Annotated in this window: 13 protein-coding genes and 1 pseudogene; 6 read left to right on the top strand and 8 right to left on the bottom strand. The window is 73.3% G+C overall.

Features of this window, described 5'->3' with window-relative positions:
• Window positions 1-230: 230 nt before the first annotated feature.
• Window positions 231-2,045 (bottom strand): glycoside hydrolase family 15 protein, encoded by a 1,815-nt coding sequence (locus tag CF165_RS27740; protein ID WP_093950506.1) that lies wholly within the window; start codon window positions 2,043-2,045, stop codon window positions 231-233.
• Between the two features lie 135 nt (window positions 2,046-2,180).
• Between CF165_RS27740 and CF165_RS27745 the strand changes: the two genes are divergently transcribed.
• On the top strand, window positions 2,181-3,575 hold the full coding sequence (locus CF165_RS27745) for an MFS transporter (RefSeq protein WP_093950507.1): 1,395 nt from the start codon (window positions 2,181-2,183) through the stop codon (window positions 3,573-3,575).
• Between the two features lie 84 nt (window positions 3,576-3,659).
• On the opposite strand, the pseudogene CF165_RS53665 reads toward CF165_RS27745, so the two are convergent.
• The 4 genes and pseudogenes from CF165_RS53665 to CF165_RS54115 form a co-directional block, all read right to left on the bottom strand.
• Window positions 3,660-4,076: pseudogene (locus CF165_RS53665) on the bottom strand (ion channel); the annotation flags it as partial.
• A complete protein-coding gene (locus CF165_RS27755) occupies window positions 4,073-4,447 on the bottom strand; it encodes an SHOCT domain-containing protein (RefSeq protein WP_093950508.1) in 375 nt (124 codons plus the stop codon). The pseudogene CF165_RS53665 and the gene CF165_RS27755, both read right to left, overlap by 4 nt.
• Before the next feature lie 111 nt (window positions 4,448-4,558).
• Complete coding sequence (locus CF165_RS54110; protein ID WP_439098521.1) at window positions 4,559-6,049, bottom strand: LuxR C-terminal-related transcriptional regulator; 1,491 nt, start codon at window positions 6,047-6,049, stop codon at window positions 4,559-4,561.
• Window positions 6,046-7,131 carry a winged helix-turn-helix domain-containing protein gene (locus tag CF165_RS54115; protein ID WP_439098522.1) on the bottom strand — a complete coding sequence of 362 codons (1,086 nt, stop codon included), beginning with the start codon at window positions 7,129-7,131 and terminating at the stop codon, window positions 6,046-6,048. Before CF165_RS54115 ends, CF165_RS54110 begins: the two co-directional genes overlap by 4 nt.
• A gap of 283 nt (window positions 7,132-7,414) precedes the next feature.
• Here CF165_RS54115 and CF165_RS27765 point away from each other — a divergent pair, with 283 nt between their 5' ends.
• Both CF165_RS27765 and CF165_RS27770 read left to right on the top strand, forming a co-directional pair.
• Window positions 7,415-7,669: a hypothetical protein gene (locus CF165_RS27765; RefSeq protein WP_093950509.1), complete on the top strand. Its 255-nt coding sequence runs from the start codon at window positions 7,415-7,417 to the stop codon at window positions 7,667-7,669.
• An 11-nt stretch (window positions 7,670-7,680) separates the two neighbouring features.
• The gene (locus tag CF165_RS27770; protein WP_093950633.1) at window positions 7,681-7,929 is read left to right on the top strand and encodes a DUF8691 family protein; all 249 of its coding nucleotides are present in this window, start codon (window positions 7,681-7,683) and stop codon (window positions 7,927-7,929) included.
• A gap of 22 nt (window positions 7,930-7,951) precedes the next feature.
• Here the strand turns inward: CF165_RS27770 and CF165_RS27775 are convergent, their stop codons facing one another.
• Window positions 7,952-9,316: a DUF2252 domain-containing protein gene (locus tag CF165_RS27775; RefSeq protein WP_093950510.1), complete on the bottom strand. Its 1,365-nt coding sequence runs from the start codon at window positions 9,314-9,316 to the stop codon at window positions 7,952-7,954.
• A 336-nt stretch (window positions 9,317-9,652) separates the two neighbouring features.
• A complete protein-coding gene (locus CF165_RS27780; RefSeq protein WP_093950634.1) occupies window positions 9,653-10,156 on the bottom strand; it encodes a DUF1269 domain-containing protein in 504 nt (167 codons plus the stop codon).
• Between the two features lie 204 nt (window positions 10,157-10,360).
• Here CF165_RS27780 and CF165_RS27785 point away from each other — a divergent pair, with 204 nt between their 5' ends.
• A complete protein-coding gene (locus tag CF165_RS27785) occupies window positions 10,361-10,822 on the top strand; it encodes a DUF7144 family membrane protein (protein ID WP_093950511.1) in 462 nt (153 codons plus the stop codon).
• Between the two features lie 102 nt (window positions 10,823-10,924).
• Window positions 10,925-13,483 carry a winged helix-turn-helix domain-containing protein gene (locus CF165_RS27790; protein ID WP_093950512.1) on the top strand — a complete coding sequence of 853 codons (2,559 nt, stop codon included), beginning with the start codon at window positions 10,925-10,927 and terminating at the stop codon, window positions 13,481-13,483.
• Window positions 13,484-13,489: 6 nt separating this feature from the next.
• Here CF165_RS27790 and CF165_RS27795 read toward each other — a convergent pair whose 3' ends face one another.
• Window positions 13,490-14,716 carry an AI-2E family transporter gene (locus CF165_RS27795; RefSeq protein ID WP_093950513.1) on the bottom strand — a complete coding sequence of 409 codons (1,227 nt, stop codon included), beginning with the start codon at window positions 14,714-14,716 and terminating at the stop codon, window positions 13,490-13,492.
• A 476-nt stretch (window positions 14,717-15,192) separates the two neighbouring features.
• Here CF165_RS27795 and CF165_RS27800 point away from each other — a divergent pair, with 476 nt between their 5' ends.
• A complete protein-coding gene (locus tag CF165_RS27800; RefSeq protein ID WP_093950514.1) occupies window positions 15,193-17,301 on the top strand; it encodes an RICIN domain-containing protein in 2,109 nt (702 codons plus the stop codon).
• Window positions 17,302-17,331 lie beyond the last annotated feature (30 nt).

Below are 17,331 nucleotides of genomic sequence, written 5' to 3' on the forward strand. Positions count from 1 at the left end.
CTGGTCGTCATGAGCGCGAGCGCGATCCAGGAGATCCACGCAGCGGCCGGTGGCCGTGCGTGCCGCGCCCCCTCGGCGGGCGGTGGGGGAGACCCCGCCGGCTCGGTGGTCCGGCTCGGTCGGTTGGTCGTGGTCATGGCTGTCGGCCTCCCGGGCTCGCCTCGACGGGTGCCCCATCGTGTTCGGTGCCGGTCCCGGCCGGGTCACCCGTTCCGGGCGAGACCGCTTCGTCAGCCGAGCGCGGCATCGAGGGTGACCGCGGCGTCGACGAGGGCGAGATGGGTGAAGGCCTGCGGGAAGTTGCCGAGCTGCTCCCCGGTCGGCGCGATTTCCTCGGCGTAGAGGCCGACGTGGTTGGCGTAGGTCAGCATTTTCTCGAACGCCGTGCGGGCTTTCTCGAGCCGGCCGGCGCGGGCGAGCGCGTCGACGTAGGCGAAGCTGCACAAGGAAAACGTGCCTTCGTCGCCGGCGAGCCCGTCCGGGGATGCCTCGATGTCGTAGCGGTAGACCAGGCTGTCGGTCACCAGGTCGGTTCCGATCGCGTCCAGCGTCGAGAGCCACAACGGGTCCTTGGCGGGCAGGAAGCCGGTGCGGGGCATGCGGAGCAGGGACGCGTCGAGCTCTTCGCCCGTGTAGTGCTGGACGAAGGCGTTGCGCGTCCGGTGCCAGCCGCGGCTGAGGACCTGGCCGTGGATGCTGTCGCGCTGCCAGGTCCAGTCCTCGACGGGCGCGGGCCGGCCGTGGGCGCTCGCCAGCCGGATGCCGCGGTCGAACGCGACCCAGCTCATCAGGCGGCCGTAGGTGAAGGACTTGCGCCCGCCCCGCGTCTCCCAGATCCCTTCTTCGGCCTGGTCCCAGTGTTCGCCGAGCCAGTCCAGCGCCGCGCGGAGGGCGGTCCAGCCCTGGTGGGGGAGCTCGAACCCCGCGCGGTCGGCGGCGAAGACGCTGTCGAGGGCTTCGCCGTAGATGTCCAGCTGCAGCTGCCCGGCGGCGTCGTTGCCGATCCGGACCGGGCTCGAACCGCGGTACCCGGACCAGTGCGCGAGGCTTTCCTCCCGCAGGTCCGTCGTCCCGTCCACGCGGTACAGCACGGCCAGCGGCCCGCCGGTCCCGCCCGCGCCTTCCCGGATGCGGTCGCCGAGCCAGCTGCCGAACCGGGCGGCTTCTTCGGCGAACCCGAGCGCCAGCAACGCCGAAACCGAGAACGACGCGTCCCGGACCCAGGTGTAGCGGTAGTCCCAGTTGCGCTCCCCGCCGAGCTGCTCGGGCAGGCCGAGGGTGGGCGCGGCGACCAGCCCGCCGGTCGGCGCGTAGGTGAGGAGCTTGAGGGTGATCGCCGAGCGGGCCACGATCTCCCGCCAGCGGCCGCGGTAGGTGGACCGGGCCAGCCACGCGCGCCACCAGTCCACAGTGGATTGAAACAGTTCCTCGAACTCCGCGACGCGGATCTCTCGCGGCGGCTCCGCGGCGTCGGTCTCGAGCACGACCCCGCGCACCTGGCCCGCGGTGAGGGTGAGCCGCAGGTGCACGTCCTCGCCTTCGACGTGCGCTTCGGCGAGGTGCTCGTCGCCGGGCTCGCGCACCGCGTGCAGCACCAGAGACGTGTCGCGCGCGATGAACACGGCCCCGTTCGGCGCGAGCATCGCCTGGTGCGGACGGCGGCCGTAGTCGAACCGGGGCGCGACCACCACGTCGAACGTCATCCGGCCGCGGACGCAGCGCACGAGCCGGGCGATCCGGTGCCGGGTGGTGGCGGTGGTGCCGCAGGGCGGCATGAAGTCGACCACCTCGCCGATGCCGTCCGGGCCCGAGAACCGGGTGATCAGCACCGCGGTGTCCGGGTGGTACATCTGCGAGCTCGCGCAGGCGCCGGCCGGGCGGACGCGGAACCGGCCGCCGCGCTCGTCGTCGAGGAGGGCGCCGAAGACCGACGGCGAATCGAACCTCGGGGTGCAGAACCAGTCGATCGACCCGTCGGTCGTCACCAGCGCGGCGGTCTGCAGATCGCCGATCAGCGCGTGCTCGGCGATCGTCGTCTCGGTCATGGGTTCCTCCAGGCGTGGGGTCGGGTCGTGTGCACCGTCGCCGGAGCACGCCGGGGCTGCCTCATCCACGGGAGGTGAGGTGGCCCGGCCGCGGCCGGGCCACCGTGTGCGGCACCCGACGAGGAAGGCCCGCCGATGATCGTGCTGCCCCTGGCCCTCGCCCAGTTCGTCGCGAGCTACGCGGCGACCACCATGACCGTGGCCGTCAGCGACATCGCCGCGGACCTCGGCACGACCGTGATCGGCGTGCAGACGGCGATCACGGTGTTCACCCTCACCATGGCGTCGCTCATGGTGCCGGGCAGCAAGCTGAGCGACCTGCTGGGCCGCAAGCGCTGCTTCCTGGCCGGGCTGGCCGTCTACGGCGCCGGTGCGCTGCTGGCTTCGCTCGCGCACGGGCCGGGGCTGCTGATCCTCGGCTACTCGGTGCTGGAGGGCATCGGGTCGGCGCTGATGATCCCGCCGATCTACATCCTGATCACCGTGACCAGCCCGGACCTGCAGAGCCGGGCTCGCGCCTTCGGCGTGGTCAGCGGAGCGGGGGCGCTCGGGGCCGCGGCCGGGCCGCTCGTCGGCGGCCTGGTCACGACGTGGCTCGGCTGGCGCGCGTCCTTCCTCCTGCAGGTGCTGCTGGTCGGCTTGATCGTCCTGCTGGCGGTGCGGGTCACCGAACCGCCCGCACCGCCCCGCGAGAAGGAGTTCGACGTCGCCGGCGCCGTCCTTTCGGCGGCCGGCCTGTTCTTCGTCGTGTTCGGCGTCCTGCAGGCGGGCACCTACGGCTGGCTGGTCTCACGCGCGGACTTCGCCGTCGGCGGGGTCGTCCTGCTGCACGCCGGCGGGGTCTCGCCGGTGTGGCTGTTCGCCGGGATCGGGGCGCTCTGCCTGCTGGTCTTCTTCGCGCACGTCCGCGCGCGCGAGCGGGTCGGCCGGGAGCCGCTCGTCCCGCCCGGCCTCTTCCGCGACCGCGTCACCGGGCTCGGGCTGGCGACCCAGCACGTCCAATGGCTCGTCCTGCAGGGCTCGTTCTTCGTGGTGGCGGTCTTCCTGCAGCAGGTCCGCGGGTACGACGCGATCGAGACCGGGCTGATGCTGACCCCCGCGACGATCGGCATCCTGGGTGCCTCGGCGGCCGCGGGACGGCTGGCGCGACGGCATTCCCAGCGCCGCCTCGTCCGCGCGGGGTTCGTCATCGCCATTGCGGGTCTCGTCCTCGTGCTCCTCCTGGTCCGGTCCGATTCCGGCGTGGCGAGTGCCGTTCCCGGGCTGTTCCTGCTCGGCGCCGGCGTCGGGATCATGCTGACGGCGTCGGTGAACCTGGTGCAGTCGCGCTTCCCGGACTCCGCCCAGGGCGACATCTCGGGAGTGTCGCGCAGTGCGTCCAACCTCGGCTCGTCGGTGGGGACGGCGCTGGCCGGTTCCGTCCTGGCCGGGACGCCGCACCTCGGCGGCCGGTCCTTCGCGCTGGCCCTCACGACGCTGGCGGTCGCGGCGGTGGCCGGCCTGGTCGCGGCCCTGCTGCTGCCCGAGTGAACCGTCCTGTGTGGACGAATGCCGGACCGCGGTGACGATCACCCGCAGCACCACGCCCAGCACCGCGAGGTCGGCGATCATCTGGAGGGTCACCAGCACCCGCGCACCGGTGGAGAGCGGGGCGATGTCGCCGAAGCCTACGGTGGTGAACACGGTGACCGCGAAGTACAGGGCGTCGGTCCGCGTCAGCGCCGTGCCGAACGAGCCCGCGCTGTCGTGGGCGAGCACGTAGTAGCCGTCGGCGAACAGCAGGAGGAAGAGCGGGAGGATGAGGGCCAGCGCCTGGACGCCCTGCCAGGCCGGGAACGGCGAGCGCAGGATTATCCGCACCTCGCCGACGACCAGCAGCACGACGAGCGCGAGCCCGGCGGTGAACACGACCGCGGTCCACGGCCGCAGGGCCTGGCCGACCGGGAGCAGGTAGTAGAGGCAGACCAGCGCGGTGACCGTGAGCAGCGGCCGGAGCACCGCGAGGTGGACGAACCGCCACCGGCGCGTCACCGCGCCAGGGCCTTCCGCTTGAGCGCCTGGAATTCCGCGTCGTCGATGACGCCGTCCTCGAGCAGCCGCCGGGCTTCGGCGATCTGCGCCGCGCCGGTCGTGTCCGATGTGGACACGTAACCCGCTTCGCGGGACCGTTGCCGCTCGACGAGGTGCCGCCCCTGGGTGATCAGGTAGAGCAGCACGCCGAAGATCGGCAGCACGATCACCAGCACCGTCCAGCCCGCCTTGGCCCAGCCGGACACGTCGGCGCGGCGGTACAGGTCGCCGAAGGCCACGAACAGCAGCCAGAACCAGGCGATCCAGCAGAAGAACACCAACATCGTCCACATGAGGTTCAGGAACGGGTACTCCGCGTTCGCCAGGGCCATGACATCTCCTCAGCCGGGATCGGGGCCAGGCACGCTGCGGCGTGCCCGGCCCACTCGACACCGATCCCGGTGCCGCTCGCCTCACCCGCTCCGGGTGGGGCGAGCGGTGCGTCAGACCGTGAAGTCGGCGACCTCGGTGTCGAGCAGGCCGCGCTTCTGCGCGATCGCGACGGCCTCGCGCCTGCTGCGGACGTCGAGCTTCGCGTAGATGCCGCGGACGTGGGTCTTGACGGTGTTCGGCGAGACGGTCAGGTCCTGGGCGATCTCGTCGATCGACCGCTGGGTCGGCAGCAGGCGCAGGACACTGCGTTCGCGCTCGGTCAGCGGCGCCGGGATCGGCGGGGTGCGCAGCCGGCGCCGGACGGACAAGATCTCGCCCGCGAACCGCTCGCCGGCGCCGAGACCGCCCAGCCTGCTGGTCAGGAACCCGACGAGCTCGGCCGGGGCGAAGACGAACGGGAACCGGACGCCGGTGGGCTCGGCGGTGCGCAGGGCTTCGTCGAGCAGCCGGGCCGCCCGCTCCCGCGCCCCCGCCGCGAGCGCAGCCTGCACACCGACCAGCGACGCCTCGATGGTGGCCCACGCCAGCTCCACGGGCACCTCGTCGTCGGCCAGCGACCGCAGCACGGTGCTCGCCGTGTGGTGCCGGCCCAGCCGCAGCTGGGTCCGGGCGCGCATCAGCAGCAGCTCGCCCGAACCGGCGAGGATCGGCAGGGCCCAGCGGACCGTGTCCCTGGCCTGGGCCGCCGCGCCCAGCCTGAGCGCCGCACGCTGCTCCAGCACGGCGCACAGAGCCGCGTACCCGGTGGGGCAGGCCCGTCCGGTCCCGAGGCGGGTGCGGGCCCGGCGCAGCCGCCGCAGGCCCGCGTGCCAGCCGCCGAGCTCGAACTCGGCGGCGCCGCGCAGGATCTCCGAGAGCAGCCGCAGGTCGCGAGCCGCCCGCGCCGGGGCGTCACCGACCAGGTGCCGGGTTTCCTTCGCGTGCTTGAGGCACTCGGCGGGCTCGCCCCGCAACAGGGCGCCGTAGGCCAGCAGGGCGTTCGCCTGCGCGCCCTGGAGGGACCGCAGGGAATTCTCCCGCGGACGGCGGACTTCCGCCCGGCGGGCCAGCGTCTCCATCACCCGGTAGTCGCCGTCGCGGCCGGCCAGCTCGGCGAGGGTGGTGAGGCACTGGGCGACCGTGAAGTCCTGCCGGAGCGATTCCGCGGTGCCGAGGAGCCGCACCAGGGTCTCCCGGGCCTGGTCGCGGGTGAGCAGGACGCCGGCGCGGTACAGGGTCGCCAGGCCGCCGAGACCGGTGCCCTCGGCCGGTCGTTCGTCGATCTCTTCGGCCGCACGGCGGATCCGGGCCGGCGTGCCGTCCAGCTGGGCGAGCCGGGAGTACGCCAGCTGCCGCAGGACGGTCAGCTCGGTCGCCGGCCGGTCCGGCCACGCCGCCTCCGCGCGCGCCAGCTGCAGGCCGGCCGCCGACGTCTCGGCCGCCTCCAGGCAGAGCGCGGCCGAAATCAGCGCGGCCAGGGGACCGGCGGGCATCCTCCGGCCCTCGAACACGGCGAGCGCGAGGCGCAGGACGTGGTGCTCTCCGGCGAGGAACAGCGTCACGGCGTGCTCGCGCAGCAGCTCGCCGACCCGGGCGGGATCGCCCGCGCGGACGCTGTGCAGCAGCGCCGGCGCCGGCCGGTCGTGCCCGGCGAACCAGCGGGCCGCGGCCGCGTGGAGGCCCGCGCCCGGTCCGGCGCCCGGCGCTGCAGCTCGGACCGCAGGTAGGTGCGCAGCAGCGGGGTCACGCGGTGGCGCGGCGGGACGCCGTCGGAGTCGACCACGTGGGTGGCGGGCCCACCCAGCTCGTGGAGCATCGCTTCCGCGTCCACGCGGCCGCTGAGCACCGGGGCGAGCCCGGCCGGGAGCTCGTCGCAGATGCTGATCGTCCGCAGCAGTTCCCGCTGCGCCGGGGTGAAGGGGGCGAGGACCTCGTCGGTCAGGTAGTCGAGGACGCCGCTGTCCTGTCCGGTGTCGAACTCCCGCAGGCTGCCGTGCCGGGCCGCGGACGCCGCCGCCAGGCGCAGCCCGGCCGGCCAGCCGCCGGTCCGGGCGACGAGCGGCGCGACCTCGTCCCGCGGGATCGCGTCGGCCGCGGCGAACAGGGCGTCCGCTTCGTCGGCGGTGAACCGCAGCCGGGCGGCGCCGACTTCGACGAGCCGGTCCGCGAGCCGGGCCCGGCCCAGCGGCAGCGGCGGTTCCCGCCGGCTCGAGATCGCCAGGCACAGCCCGGCCGGCTGGTGGCGGACCAGCGCCCGCAGCCCGTGCCACGGATCGGGGGAGGTGATCTCCTGAGCGGCGTCGAGGACGAGGACGACGGGGTCGGGCAGGGTGTCCAGTGCGTCGGCGACCTGGGCGAGGAAGGCGAGGTCGGACCTCGGGGCATCGGGCACGGTCAGCGCCCGCAGCGGGTTGCCGTCCGGGAGGCGGCCGGATCCGCCGAGCGCTTCGAGGACCGCGGACCAGAAGAGCCGGTCGTCGTTGTCGTCGGCGTCGGCGGACAGCCAGGCGACCGCGCCGCGGTCCTGGCGCCGCGCCCAGTCGGCGAGGAGCACGGTCTTGCCGAACCCCGCCGGGGCACCGACGAACACCATGGCCGCTTCGGTCGTTCCGTCGAGGACGGTGAGCAGGCGCGGCCGCGACACGAGATCCGCCGGGGGAGCGGGAACGGTGATCTTCGTTCTCGGAACCCGTCTTCGGGACGAGACTTCGCGACATTGACGCATGCGCAATTCTCCTTCGTGTTCGGTTCCGGGTGATCCCGGCGGATCTTGCCACGCAATTGGCCGGGCTCACCCGCTGCGGGCGAGGAAAACAACGGCCACGGGCAGAATCGTGTGGCGGGTGAAAATTCGTGGAAATGCCCCCGGTTGCCGTCGTCGCCGATGTGCCGCCTCGCAGTTCTTCTGGCTCGGACCGGGTGAGGTCGTGGTGCTCGAGGTGGTGCGGACCGGCCGGGTCGGGATCGGGTCGGTGCTGCTCGGGGTGGCCGTCGCCCTCTCCGCCCTGACCTCGGTGGCCGAGGTGCGGACCGGTGTCCGCGCCGGCACCGACCTGGTCGCGAGGCTGGTCTTCCTGCCGGCGCGCGGATGGTCGGTCCTGGTGGTGCTGCTCGACGTGGCGGTCGTCGCCGGCGCCTGGTACTCGGCGGGCCGGGCCCGCCGGGACGGGAGTACCCGGTGAGTGTCCTCGGTATGGTCACCGGTGCGAATTACGTCTTCCGGGGATGCGGTGCCATTCCGGAATGGGCCGCCGAAGGTGCCGAAGATTTCCGGGGAGTGCTCGTCGTGCCCGTTCCACCGGAGACGATAGTTTTCGGGACGGTGCCCGACCCCGGATGCCTGCCGGGGATTTTGCGCAGGCTCGAGGGGCTCGGGATGCGCGTGGAGTCCGTGCACCGGGTCCGGGAGCTCCCGCGTCCGGTGCGCCGCGCCGACGGGTGAAAGGGCCGCGCGCGTCACCCGGTCACGACCCGGACACCGCCGTGACGTGGCCCGCCCGGATCGCCTGCCGCAGGGCGGCGTGGTCGCGTTCGTTCTGGTCGGCGCAGGCCACCGCGAACTCCCGGACGGCTTCGGCGAAGGCCGGACCCGAGCCGAGGTACGCGGCGATCGCGAGCGGGTCCCCGGTGCGCGCGTGCGCCCGGGCCAGCGTCCACCCGCAGAGCCGGGCGTGGGCTCTCAGCACGTCCGGGGTCATCGTCGTGACGTCGCCGGCGTCCTGGTCGTCGCGCAGCCGGCGGACGTGGAACTCGCCGACGGGGCCGTCGAACCCCGCGGCGCGGGCCCAGCCGAGGAAGACGTCGCCGGTGGCCTGGATCAGCCGTTGCCCGGTGACGACCCGGCGGCCGGGGCCGCCCGGCACGGCGGCGCCGGTGTACTCCTGCAGCACCGAGGGCCGGGCTTCCTTGAGCTGCAGGAAGAGCGGATCCCCGGTGCCCGTCCGGACCAGCAGCGCCACCCAGCAGCGCGTGCCCGCCCCACCCGGCCCGGGCACCGTGCGCGCCACGTCGGCCAGCCGGTAGCGGTCCAGCAGCGCCCGCCGCGCCGGGCCGAGCGTGCGCCGGTACCGCGCGAACACCGCGCCGAGGCGGTCGGTCAGGGTCGCCGGGTCGCCGTCCCCGGCGAGGCGGCCCGCCGGGACGACCGAGGGCGGACGCGCGGCCAGCCGCAGCTGCCCGTCACGGATTTCGGTGAACCGGCGTACTCCCGCCACGCGACGCTTCACCGGCCCCAGTCGGTGGGACGCGACCACCCGCATCGTCCGGGCGTCGGCCTGGGCGAAGTAGATGTCGAGCGGAGTGCGGCGCGCGAAGTCGTGCATCGCCAGCCGGTACGACTCGACCGCGGCGAGCACCGTGCGCCGCCGCTGGCCCGCCGGGTGCTCGTTCTGGCGGCCGGTGACCTCGAAGCTCGCGGCCAGCCGTTTGACGTCCCATTCCCAGGGCGCGGGCAGGGTTTCGTCGAAGTCGGCGAAGTCGAAGACCAGCCGCCGGCCCTGAGCCGCGAACAAGCCGAAGTTCGCCAGCTGGGCGTCTCCGCACGCCTGCACCGGGAACCCGGTCCGCGGGGTCAGGGCGAGGTCGGCCGCCGCGGGGAGCGCGGCGCCGCGGAAGTAGGCCAGCGGCGAGGCGGCCATCCGGCCGTAGCGGAGCGGGAGGAGTTCCGGCACCCGGTCGCGGTCCTGGCGCGCCAGCAGCCTGAGGGGGTCCGCCCGCCGGACCGGACCGGGGAACTCGGCGTGGGCGGCGGCCGGCACGGCGGTGCGCGCGGCGCGTCCCCGGACGATCCGCGCATCGGGTGCCGCGCTCTGCTTGTCGGTGAGAGTCATGGACGGATCGTCGGCCGCGGAACCCGCCGCGGCGTCGCCCGCCGGGGGTGAAGCGGGGAGTCATCCACCACGGGTGACGACCGGAAGCGGCGCGGACCGCAAGGTGAGCCGTGGAGGTGCGGTGATGACGAAGTGGACGACGAGCGCCCGCCGGCGCCGGGCCGGAGTGTCACGGGGATCTCCCCGGCGACGCTCGGCGCCTCGCTTCGCCATCCCGTCGGCCCGCCCCGCGGCGCTCTCGGGGGAGCGCCCCCGGGCGGGCGGAACCTCCTGCGGGGCCGCGGCGACGCTCGGGGGCGCCGCCGCGGTCCTCCCGCGACGGCGCCCCCGGGAGCGCTACCGCATCGCCTCGTGCGTTTCGCCGAAGGCGTCGCGCAGCCGGGCTTCTTCTTCATCGGACAGGTTGGTGCTCAGCAGCGAGGCGCCGGTTTCCTTGAACGGCTCGACGACCCGGTCCAGCACGGTGTCCTGGGACATCACGAACAAGGCGGACGTCCCGGGGGTGACCTTGGCCCGGACGGTGTCGATGAACTCCTCGTCGATCCCGACGTGACTCAGCGACCCGGTCAGCGCCCCGATCGCCGCGCCGACGGCCATGCCCAGCAACGGGACGAGGAAGATCAGGCCGAACAGCAGGCCCCAGAAGCCCCCGCCCAGTGCGCCGGCACCGGTCAGGGAACCGAGATCCTTCGTCTTCGGCTTCTTCCGTCCCTCGGGCCAGCTCACGCAAGCCGCATCGGCGATCGAGATCAGCTGCTGCTTCTGCAGCTGCCGGAGCAGATCCAGGGCGTTTTCGGCACCTTCGACGGTCGGGAACCGCCACACGGTCAACGTGGACATGACGTCCTCCTCGGTCCGGGTTCGGTGGTCGTGCCGCACTGTCTCCTCCGGCGGCGGGGCAGGGCATCGCCCACGCCGTGTGAGCCGCGGGCGCACCGCGACCGGACCACCTGATCTCACCTGGGGCGGGCGAGGCCCGGCGGACCGGCGACCGACCATGATCGCCCGGGTCCGCAGTTCGTCGACGAACGAGGAAGAGGGATCATGACCGAACCCATGCAGCCCCGGGCCGGGACGACCGGCGCCCGGGCACCCCTCCCGCCGGAGCGGGCCGTCGCGCGGTCACGGCGGGTCGGCTGGATCTGGTTCGCCTCGGCGATCACCGTCCTGGTGGGACTGTTCACCGTGGTGGAAGGCGTGGTCGCGTTGTTCGACCGCGACTACTACGTCGTCGGCCCGTCCGGGCTGCTCGTCTTCTCCCTGGCCGGCTGGGGCTGGCTCCACCTGATCGTCGGCTGCCTCGTGGTCGTGACCGGTGTCGCGTTGTCCACCGGCTCGCAGTGGGCGCGGGTCGTGACGGTCGCGCTCGCCGGGTTCAACGCGCTGGCGCAGCTGGCTTTCCTGTCCGCGTACCCGTTCTGGGGCGTCATCGTGATCGCCCTCGACGTCCTCGTGATCTGGGCCGTCATCGTGCACGGTGACCAAGCCACCTACGAAATCTGGTGACCCGGCATCCTCCTCGCCTGCCCGTGATCAGTACAGTCGTGGCCTCCGCCCGGCGTCGACCGCGGATCCGGGGCGAAGTCTCCCGACAGCCGAGAGGTTGACGTGCCCGATCCAGTGACAAGCCCGTTCCGGCCGGTTCCCGGCGGCAAGGTCGCGGTCCCGCGGCTGCCCGGGATCTTCGTCCCCCGTGCGCGGCTGGGGGTGCTGCTCGACCGCGCCACCACCCGGCCCGTCACGGTGGTCCGGGCGCCGGCCGGGGCCGGCAAGACCACGGCGCTGGCCGGCTGGGCGCGCGACGGTCGCGCCGTCGCCTGGGTGTCCCTGGACGAGGACGACAACGACGAGTCCCGGTTGTGGGCGGCGATCCTCGGCGCGTTGCGCCGGTGTCCCGTCGTGCCCGTGGACGGAGTCCTGCACCGGCTCGGTCCGCCACAGCCCGGGCGGCGGCGCGCGTTCCTGGCCGACCTCGACGACGCGGTCGCCGGTCTGGACCACCCGGTCCGGCTGGTCCTGGACGACCTCCAGGAGCTTTCGCACCCGGAACCGCTCGAGGCGCTCGCGACCCTCGCGCGCCACCTGCCGCCCGGGCTGCGGCTGGTGCTGGCCACCCGCGTCGAGCCGCGGCTGCGGCTGGCCCGCCTGCACGTCGAAGGTGCCCTGTCCCGGGTGGAGGCCGCCGAACTCCGGTTCACCGCGAAGGAAACCGGGAACCTGTTGCGGGCCACCGGGGCCACCGTGGGCGACGACCGCGTGCGCGAGCTCACCGAACGCACCGCGGGCTGGGCCGCGGCCCTCGGCTGGGCCGCGGTTTCGGTGCGGGAAGCGGAGAACGCGGACGCCCTCGTCGCCTCCGTCACCGGTGACGATCGTGCCGTCGCCCGGTTCCTCGCCGAGGAAGTGTTCTCGCGCCTGCCCGCGGCGACGTCGGATCTCCTGCTGTCACTGAGCGTCTGTGACGCGGCCGGGCCGGCGCTCGCGGTCCGCCTGTCGGGCCGTCCGGACGCCGGGGCCAGGCTGGACGAACTCGAGCGCGAGCTGGGTCTCGTCACGCGGACCCCGGCCGAGACCTACCGGCTCCCGCCGCTGCTGCGCGTCTTCCTGCGTGCCGAGCTGGCGCGGCGGGACCCGGCGCGGGTGCCGCGGCTGCACGGGATCGCCGCGCGGTGGTACGCCGGCGAAGGCCGGTTCGGGGAGGCGCTCCGGCACGCCGTGGCGGGGCGCGACCGGGTGCGGGTCCTGGCGCTGGCCCGGGATCAGGCCGTGCGCCAGGTGCTGGCCGGCGACGGCGATCCGGTGCGGGTCGCGCTGACCCACCTGGGCGCCGGGACCGTCGCCGCGAGCACGCAACTGCGGCTGGCGTCCGCACTGGAGCACATCCAACGCGGCCGGCTCGCCGAAGCGCGGGCCGACCTCGGCGAAGAAGCGGCGGACGACGACTTGTGGCCGCTCGCCGTCCGGCACTTGGCCTCGGTGACGGGAAGGCACCCGCCGGAGGCGGAGCTGCCGACGGCCCGCCGCCCGGAAACCGTCGCGTGGGCGAACCTCGATCGCGCATGGCGGTCGGTGTACCGGGGCGCACGCCGGCACGCCGTCACCCAGGCGCAGGAAGCCATGCGGCTGGCCAAGGGCGAGCGGCTCGACCACCTGGTGCTCCACAGCAGGCTCGCGGTCGCCGTCGCCACCGCCGTCGGCGGGGATCACCCGGCGATGCGGCGGGCCTGCACCGGTGCCCTCGCCGTCGCGCGACGGCACGGCTGGCGCCGGTCCCCGGGAGTGGCGGAGTGCCACCTGCTGCTGGCCTACGACGACCTGATGCGCGCCGAGCCGGTCGCCGCGGCCCGGGAACTGGCCCAGGCGGCGACGGCGGAAGTGCCCGGGGGCGTGCCGCTGCTGCGGCCGCTGCGCGAGTTCTTCGAAGGCATGGTGCGCTTCGACGACGGCGACCGGGTGGCGAGCTCGCAGGTCATGCGGGCCGCGCGGCACCGGCTCGCCGACCTGGAGCTGTCCCGCGAGGTCGTCGGGGTGTGCGCGGTCGCGGAGTACCACGCGGCGCTCACCCTCGGCGAAGGCCTGCACGCGGCCGAAGTGCTCGCCTGGGTGCACGAGCGGCTGCCCGGCAGCGGCGAGCTGGCGGTCCTGCGGGTCCGCGCCCACCTCGCCGCCGACGAAACCGAGGCGGCCGAAGCGGTCCTGCGGGACACCGCCTCGGCGACGGCGTTGCTGCCGGCCACCCCGGTCGACCGGTCGCTGGCCGAAACGGCGCTCGCCCTGCGCTCGCACCGGCGGACCAAGGCCCTGCACGCCCTCGACCGCGCGCTCGCGCTCGCCCGCCCGAACGGGCTGGTGCGGCCGTTCGCCCTCGCCGAACCGCGGGTCGGGCACCTGCTGATCGACCACTCCGGCGGGTTCGGCTCGCTGGACCGGTTCGCCCAGGCGGTCCGCGGCCGGCTGGTCCCGCACGCCCCGCCCAGCGACCTGACCGACCGCGAGCAGGTGGTGCTGCAGCGGCTGCCGTCTCAGCGGTCGCTGGACGAGATCGCGTCCGACCTCACGGTTTCGGTCAACACGGTGAAGACGCACGTGCGGGCCATCTACGGCAAGCTCGGTGTGAACAACCGGCGTTCCGCTGTCGTGGTCGCTCGCCAGCACGGGCTGACCTGACGTTCCTCACCCTTCGTCGCGGCGAGGTGCCGACAGCAGCGCGTCGGCCCAGCGGGCCCGCGGGTCGACGTCCACCAGCAGTGCCTTGGCGAGCAGGGTGGCCGGCACGGCGAGGACCGCGCCGAGCGGGCCCAGCAGCCAGGTCCAGAACACCAGCGCCAGCACAGTGACCAAAGTGGACAGACCGACCGAGCCGGCGACGAACCGGGGCTGGATCAGCGACTGCACCACGAAGTTCAGCGCGGCGTACACCACCAGCACCAGGAGCAGGCTGCGCCAGCCGCCGTCGAGGAGCGCGATCAGCGCGGGCGGGACGACCCCGATCACGAAGCCCACATTGGGGATGTAGTTGGTGACGAAGGCGAGCAGCCCCCACAGCACGGCACCCGGCACGGAGAGCAGGGCCAGCGCGGTGGTGTCGAGCGCCGCCACGAGCCCGCCGAACACGGTCGTCACGAGCAGGTACCGCCGGGTGCCGGTGACGAACCCGCGCAACGACGCGGAAATCCACGGCCGGTCGCGCCCGATCCGCTCGAGGCGCCGGCCCGCCCATGCGGTCTCGGCGCTGAGGAACAGCAGGAGGGCGAACAGGAAGGCCAGGTTCGTCACCAGGCCGCCGACCCCGGCGAGCAGGGAACCGGCCAGGCCGACCAGCTTCCCCACGTCGAGGGACGACAGCATGGTCCGCAGCTGGAGTTCGCCGACCCCGAACCGGCCGAGCACGGTCAGCCCGTCGTGCAGCAGTTCGTCGACCCGCCCGGCGTAGCCGGGGAGCAGAGCCGACAGCTGCGCGACGGACACCACGACGACGAGGAAGAAGGCGAGCAACGCCGTGTAGACGGTGACGACCAGCACGGCGACGGTCAGCCAGCGCGGCAGCCCCTTGTCCCGCAGCCACGTCCGCACGGGATCGAGGGTGATCACGACGACCAGGGCGAGGAACACCGGGCCGGCGAACCAGGCGATGGCCTGGATACCGGCCAGCACGACCACCGCGGCGGCGGCGCCCAGCAGCACCACGAGCGCACGGGGCGGCGAAGTGCCACCGGTCCCGAGGTCGCTTTCGGGCGGCCACGGGACCGGTGGCGGGTGCGCGCCGCCGAACCGGTCGGCGAGTCCCCGGAAGGGGTGCCGCGCGGAGCGGCGCGCCTGCCGGTCACCGGCCGCGGTCCGGCGCCGCCGGGGCTTGCGGAACCGGTGGGCCGGGAAATCGGTGAACGTTGCTCGCACCATGCGGATCCCTCCGGAGACGGACGGCGGCGGACCCCACGGTGCCCGCGCACGGCGCCCCGGCCGTCACCCGGCGCGGGGGAGATCTGGCGAGGCCGACGGGCAAACCGCCGCCACTCGAACCGATTCGACCGCCCATTCGGTGGCGATGTAAGTTTCAGTTCCGGTCCGGTTCCCGCGTCGGGAACCAGGTGCGGACCAGAGTGACGGCGAAGCCGGATATCGAGTGACAGCAAGAAGTTCAGGACATCCGGCTGAATCGGTCCATGTGTCGGCGCGCCCGGTGGGGTGCAAGACGTCATTGACCTGCCGCCGACCGGGTTCGTACTATTCTGGCGGACCGGTCAGCGAACCGGTTCGACGCCCGGCGAGCCGGCCGGCCGCCGACGAATCTTTTCCGCACCGGACGCAGAACACTCCGTTCCGCGTCCCGTCGTGTCGCGCCACAGTGAGGTGGCGCCGAACCGCAGGAGGAGTCGATGAGGACGAAACTCCGGTCGGGGCGCCTGGCGTCGGCGGTCGCAGCGGTTCTGGTGGTGGCGTTCCCGTTGCTGCCGGCAGCTTCGGGGTACGCGGCGGCGGGTGAGTCGATGACGGTGGACCTTTCGTCGGCGCGCGGGCCCGCGACCGCGGTCGGCGAGGGGTTCCTGTACGGCATCAGCCAGGACGGCACGCAGCCGGCGGACCAGTACCTGCAGCCGCTCGGCATCACGGCCTTCCGCGGGGGTGGCTGGTTCTCCGGCGGCTGGATCAGGGACAACTACCAGAACGGCACCGCCACCAAGGCCGACGTGAACTCGATCATCGCGCAGGCCAGGCGGCTGACCCAGCCGCCCTACCACGCGCAGTACCAGGTGCTGGTCAGCGACATCTACGGCGCGAACGGCGGTCAGCCGTCGAACACGATGTACCCGTGCGACAACGGCAACTGCTCGAACTGGATCAGCTTCATCGACGCCACTGTCGGTGCGTTGCAGGCGTCGGGGCTGAAGTTCGCCTACGACATCTGGAACGAGCCCGACATCTCCGCGTTCTGGACCCGAGGGGTGTCCAGCCCGCAGTACTTCCAGATGTGGGACACCGCCTACCGGGAGATCCGCCGGATCGCGCCGGGCACGCTGATCGTGGGGCCGTCGCTGGCGTTCACGCCGGACCAGAACCCGGCCGAGTGGAACGCGTTCCTGTCGCACACCAAGGCGGCCGGGACCGTGCCGGACGAGATCACCAACCACGACGAGGGCGATGGGGACGACCCGGTGCAGGTCGGCCAGTCGATCACCCGGTACCTTTCGAACAACGGGCTCTCGCCCATTCCCTTGTCCGCCAACGAATACCAGCCCGCCGACCGGCAGACCGCCGGCGTGACGGCCTGGTACGTGGCGCGGTTCGCGCAGTCGAGCTACGTCAACGCGATGCGGGGCAACTGGGTTTGCTGCGTGACGCCGAACCTGACCGGGATCCTGACCCAGAGCGGGGGAACCTGGCTGCCGACCGGCCACTGGTGGGTGCTTCGCGACTACGCGGACATGACCGGCACGCTGGTGAACACCTCCGGACAGGTCGGCTCCACGGCGATCTCGGCGGCCAAGGACAGTGCGGCCCAACGCGCCGTCGCCGTCATCGGTGACGAGAAGGGGTACACCGGCCCCGCGTCGGTCGCCTTCACCGGGCTGTCCTCGGTGCCGTGGCTGGCCGGCAACGGCAGCGTCAAGGTCGTGGTGCAGCGGATCCCGGACCAGGCGCCGCTGAGCGCACCCCAGGTCGTCTTCAGCCAGAACGTGAACGTCTCCGGCGGTTCGGTGACGATCCCGTTCACCTTCCAGGCTTCGCACGACGCCTTCGCGATCTACCTGACGCCGACCGGTCCCACGGGTGGCAACACCGTCACCGTCACCAGCCCCGGCGACCAGACCGGGACCGCCGGTACGGCGATCAGCGGCCTGCAGATCCACGCGACCGACTCGGCGGCCGGGCAGAGCCTGGCCTACGCGGCCACCGGCCTCCCGCCGGGGCTGTCGATCAACGCCTCCTCCGGCCTGATCACCGGCACTCCGACAGCGGGCGGGACCTACGCCGTGACGGTCACCGCCACGGACACCACCGGCGCGTCCGGGACGGCGACGTTCACCTGGACCGTCTCCGGTAGCACGGGTGGTTTCCCGGCCGGCGACCACACGCTCGTGACCGCCGCCGGCAACCTGTGCCTGGACGTGTACGGCAACTCGAGCACCGCCGGCGCCGCCATCGACCAGTGGACCTGCAACGGGCAGAGCAACCAGCAGTTCCAGTTCGTCGCGGCTTCCGGCGGCTACGGCGAACTGCGGGCGCGGAACTCCGGCCAGGACGTCTCGGTGTCCGGCGGCTCGACGGCGCAAGGCGTCCCGGACATCGTCCAGCAGCCGGCGAGCACCTCCGCCGGAAGCCTCTGGCTGCCGCAGCAGCAGTCCGACGGCTCATGGCAGTTCAAGAACCGGAACAGCGGCCTGTGCCTGGACGTCTACGGCGCCAGTGGCGCCACGGGGCAGCAGCTGGACCAGTGGCCGTGCAAGAACGCGCCCGGCACCAACCAGGACTTCTCCGCACGCTGACGCACCCACGCACCCACGCACCTGTGCGAC

Origin of the sequence: Amycolatopsis vastitatis, assembly GCF_002234595.1 — a bacterium.
Taxonomy (GTDB): Bacteria; Actinomycetota; Actinomycetes; order Mycobacteriales; family Pseudonocardiaceae; genus Amycolatopsis; species Amycolatopsis vastitatis.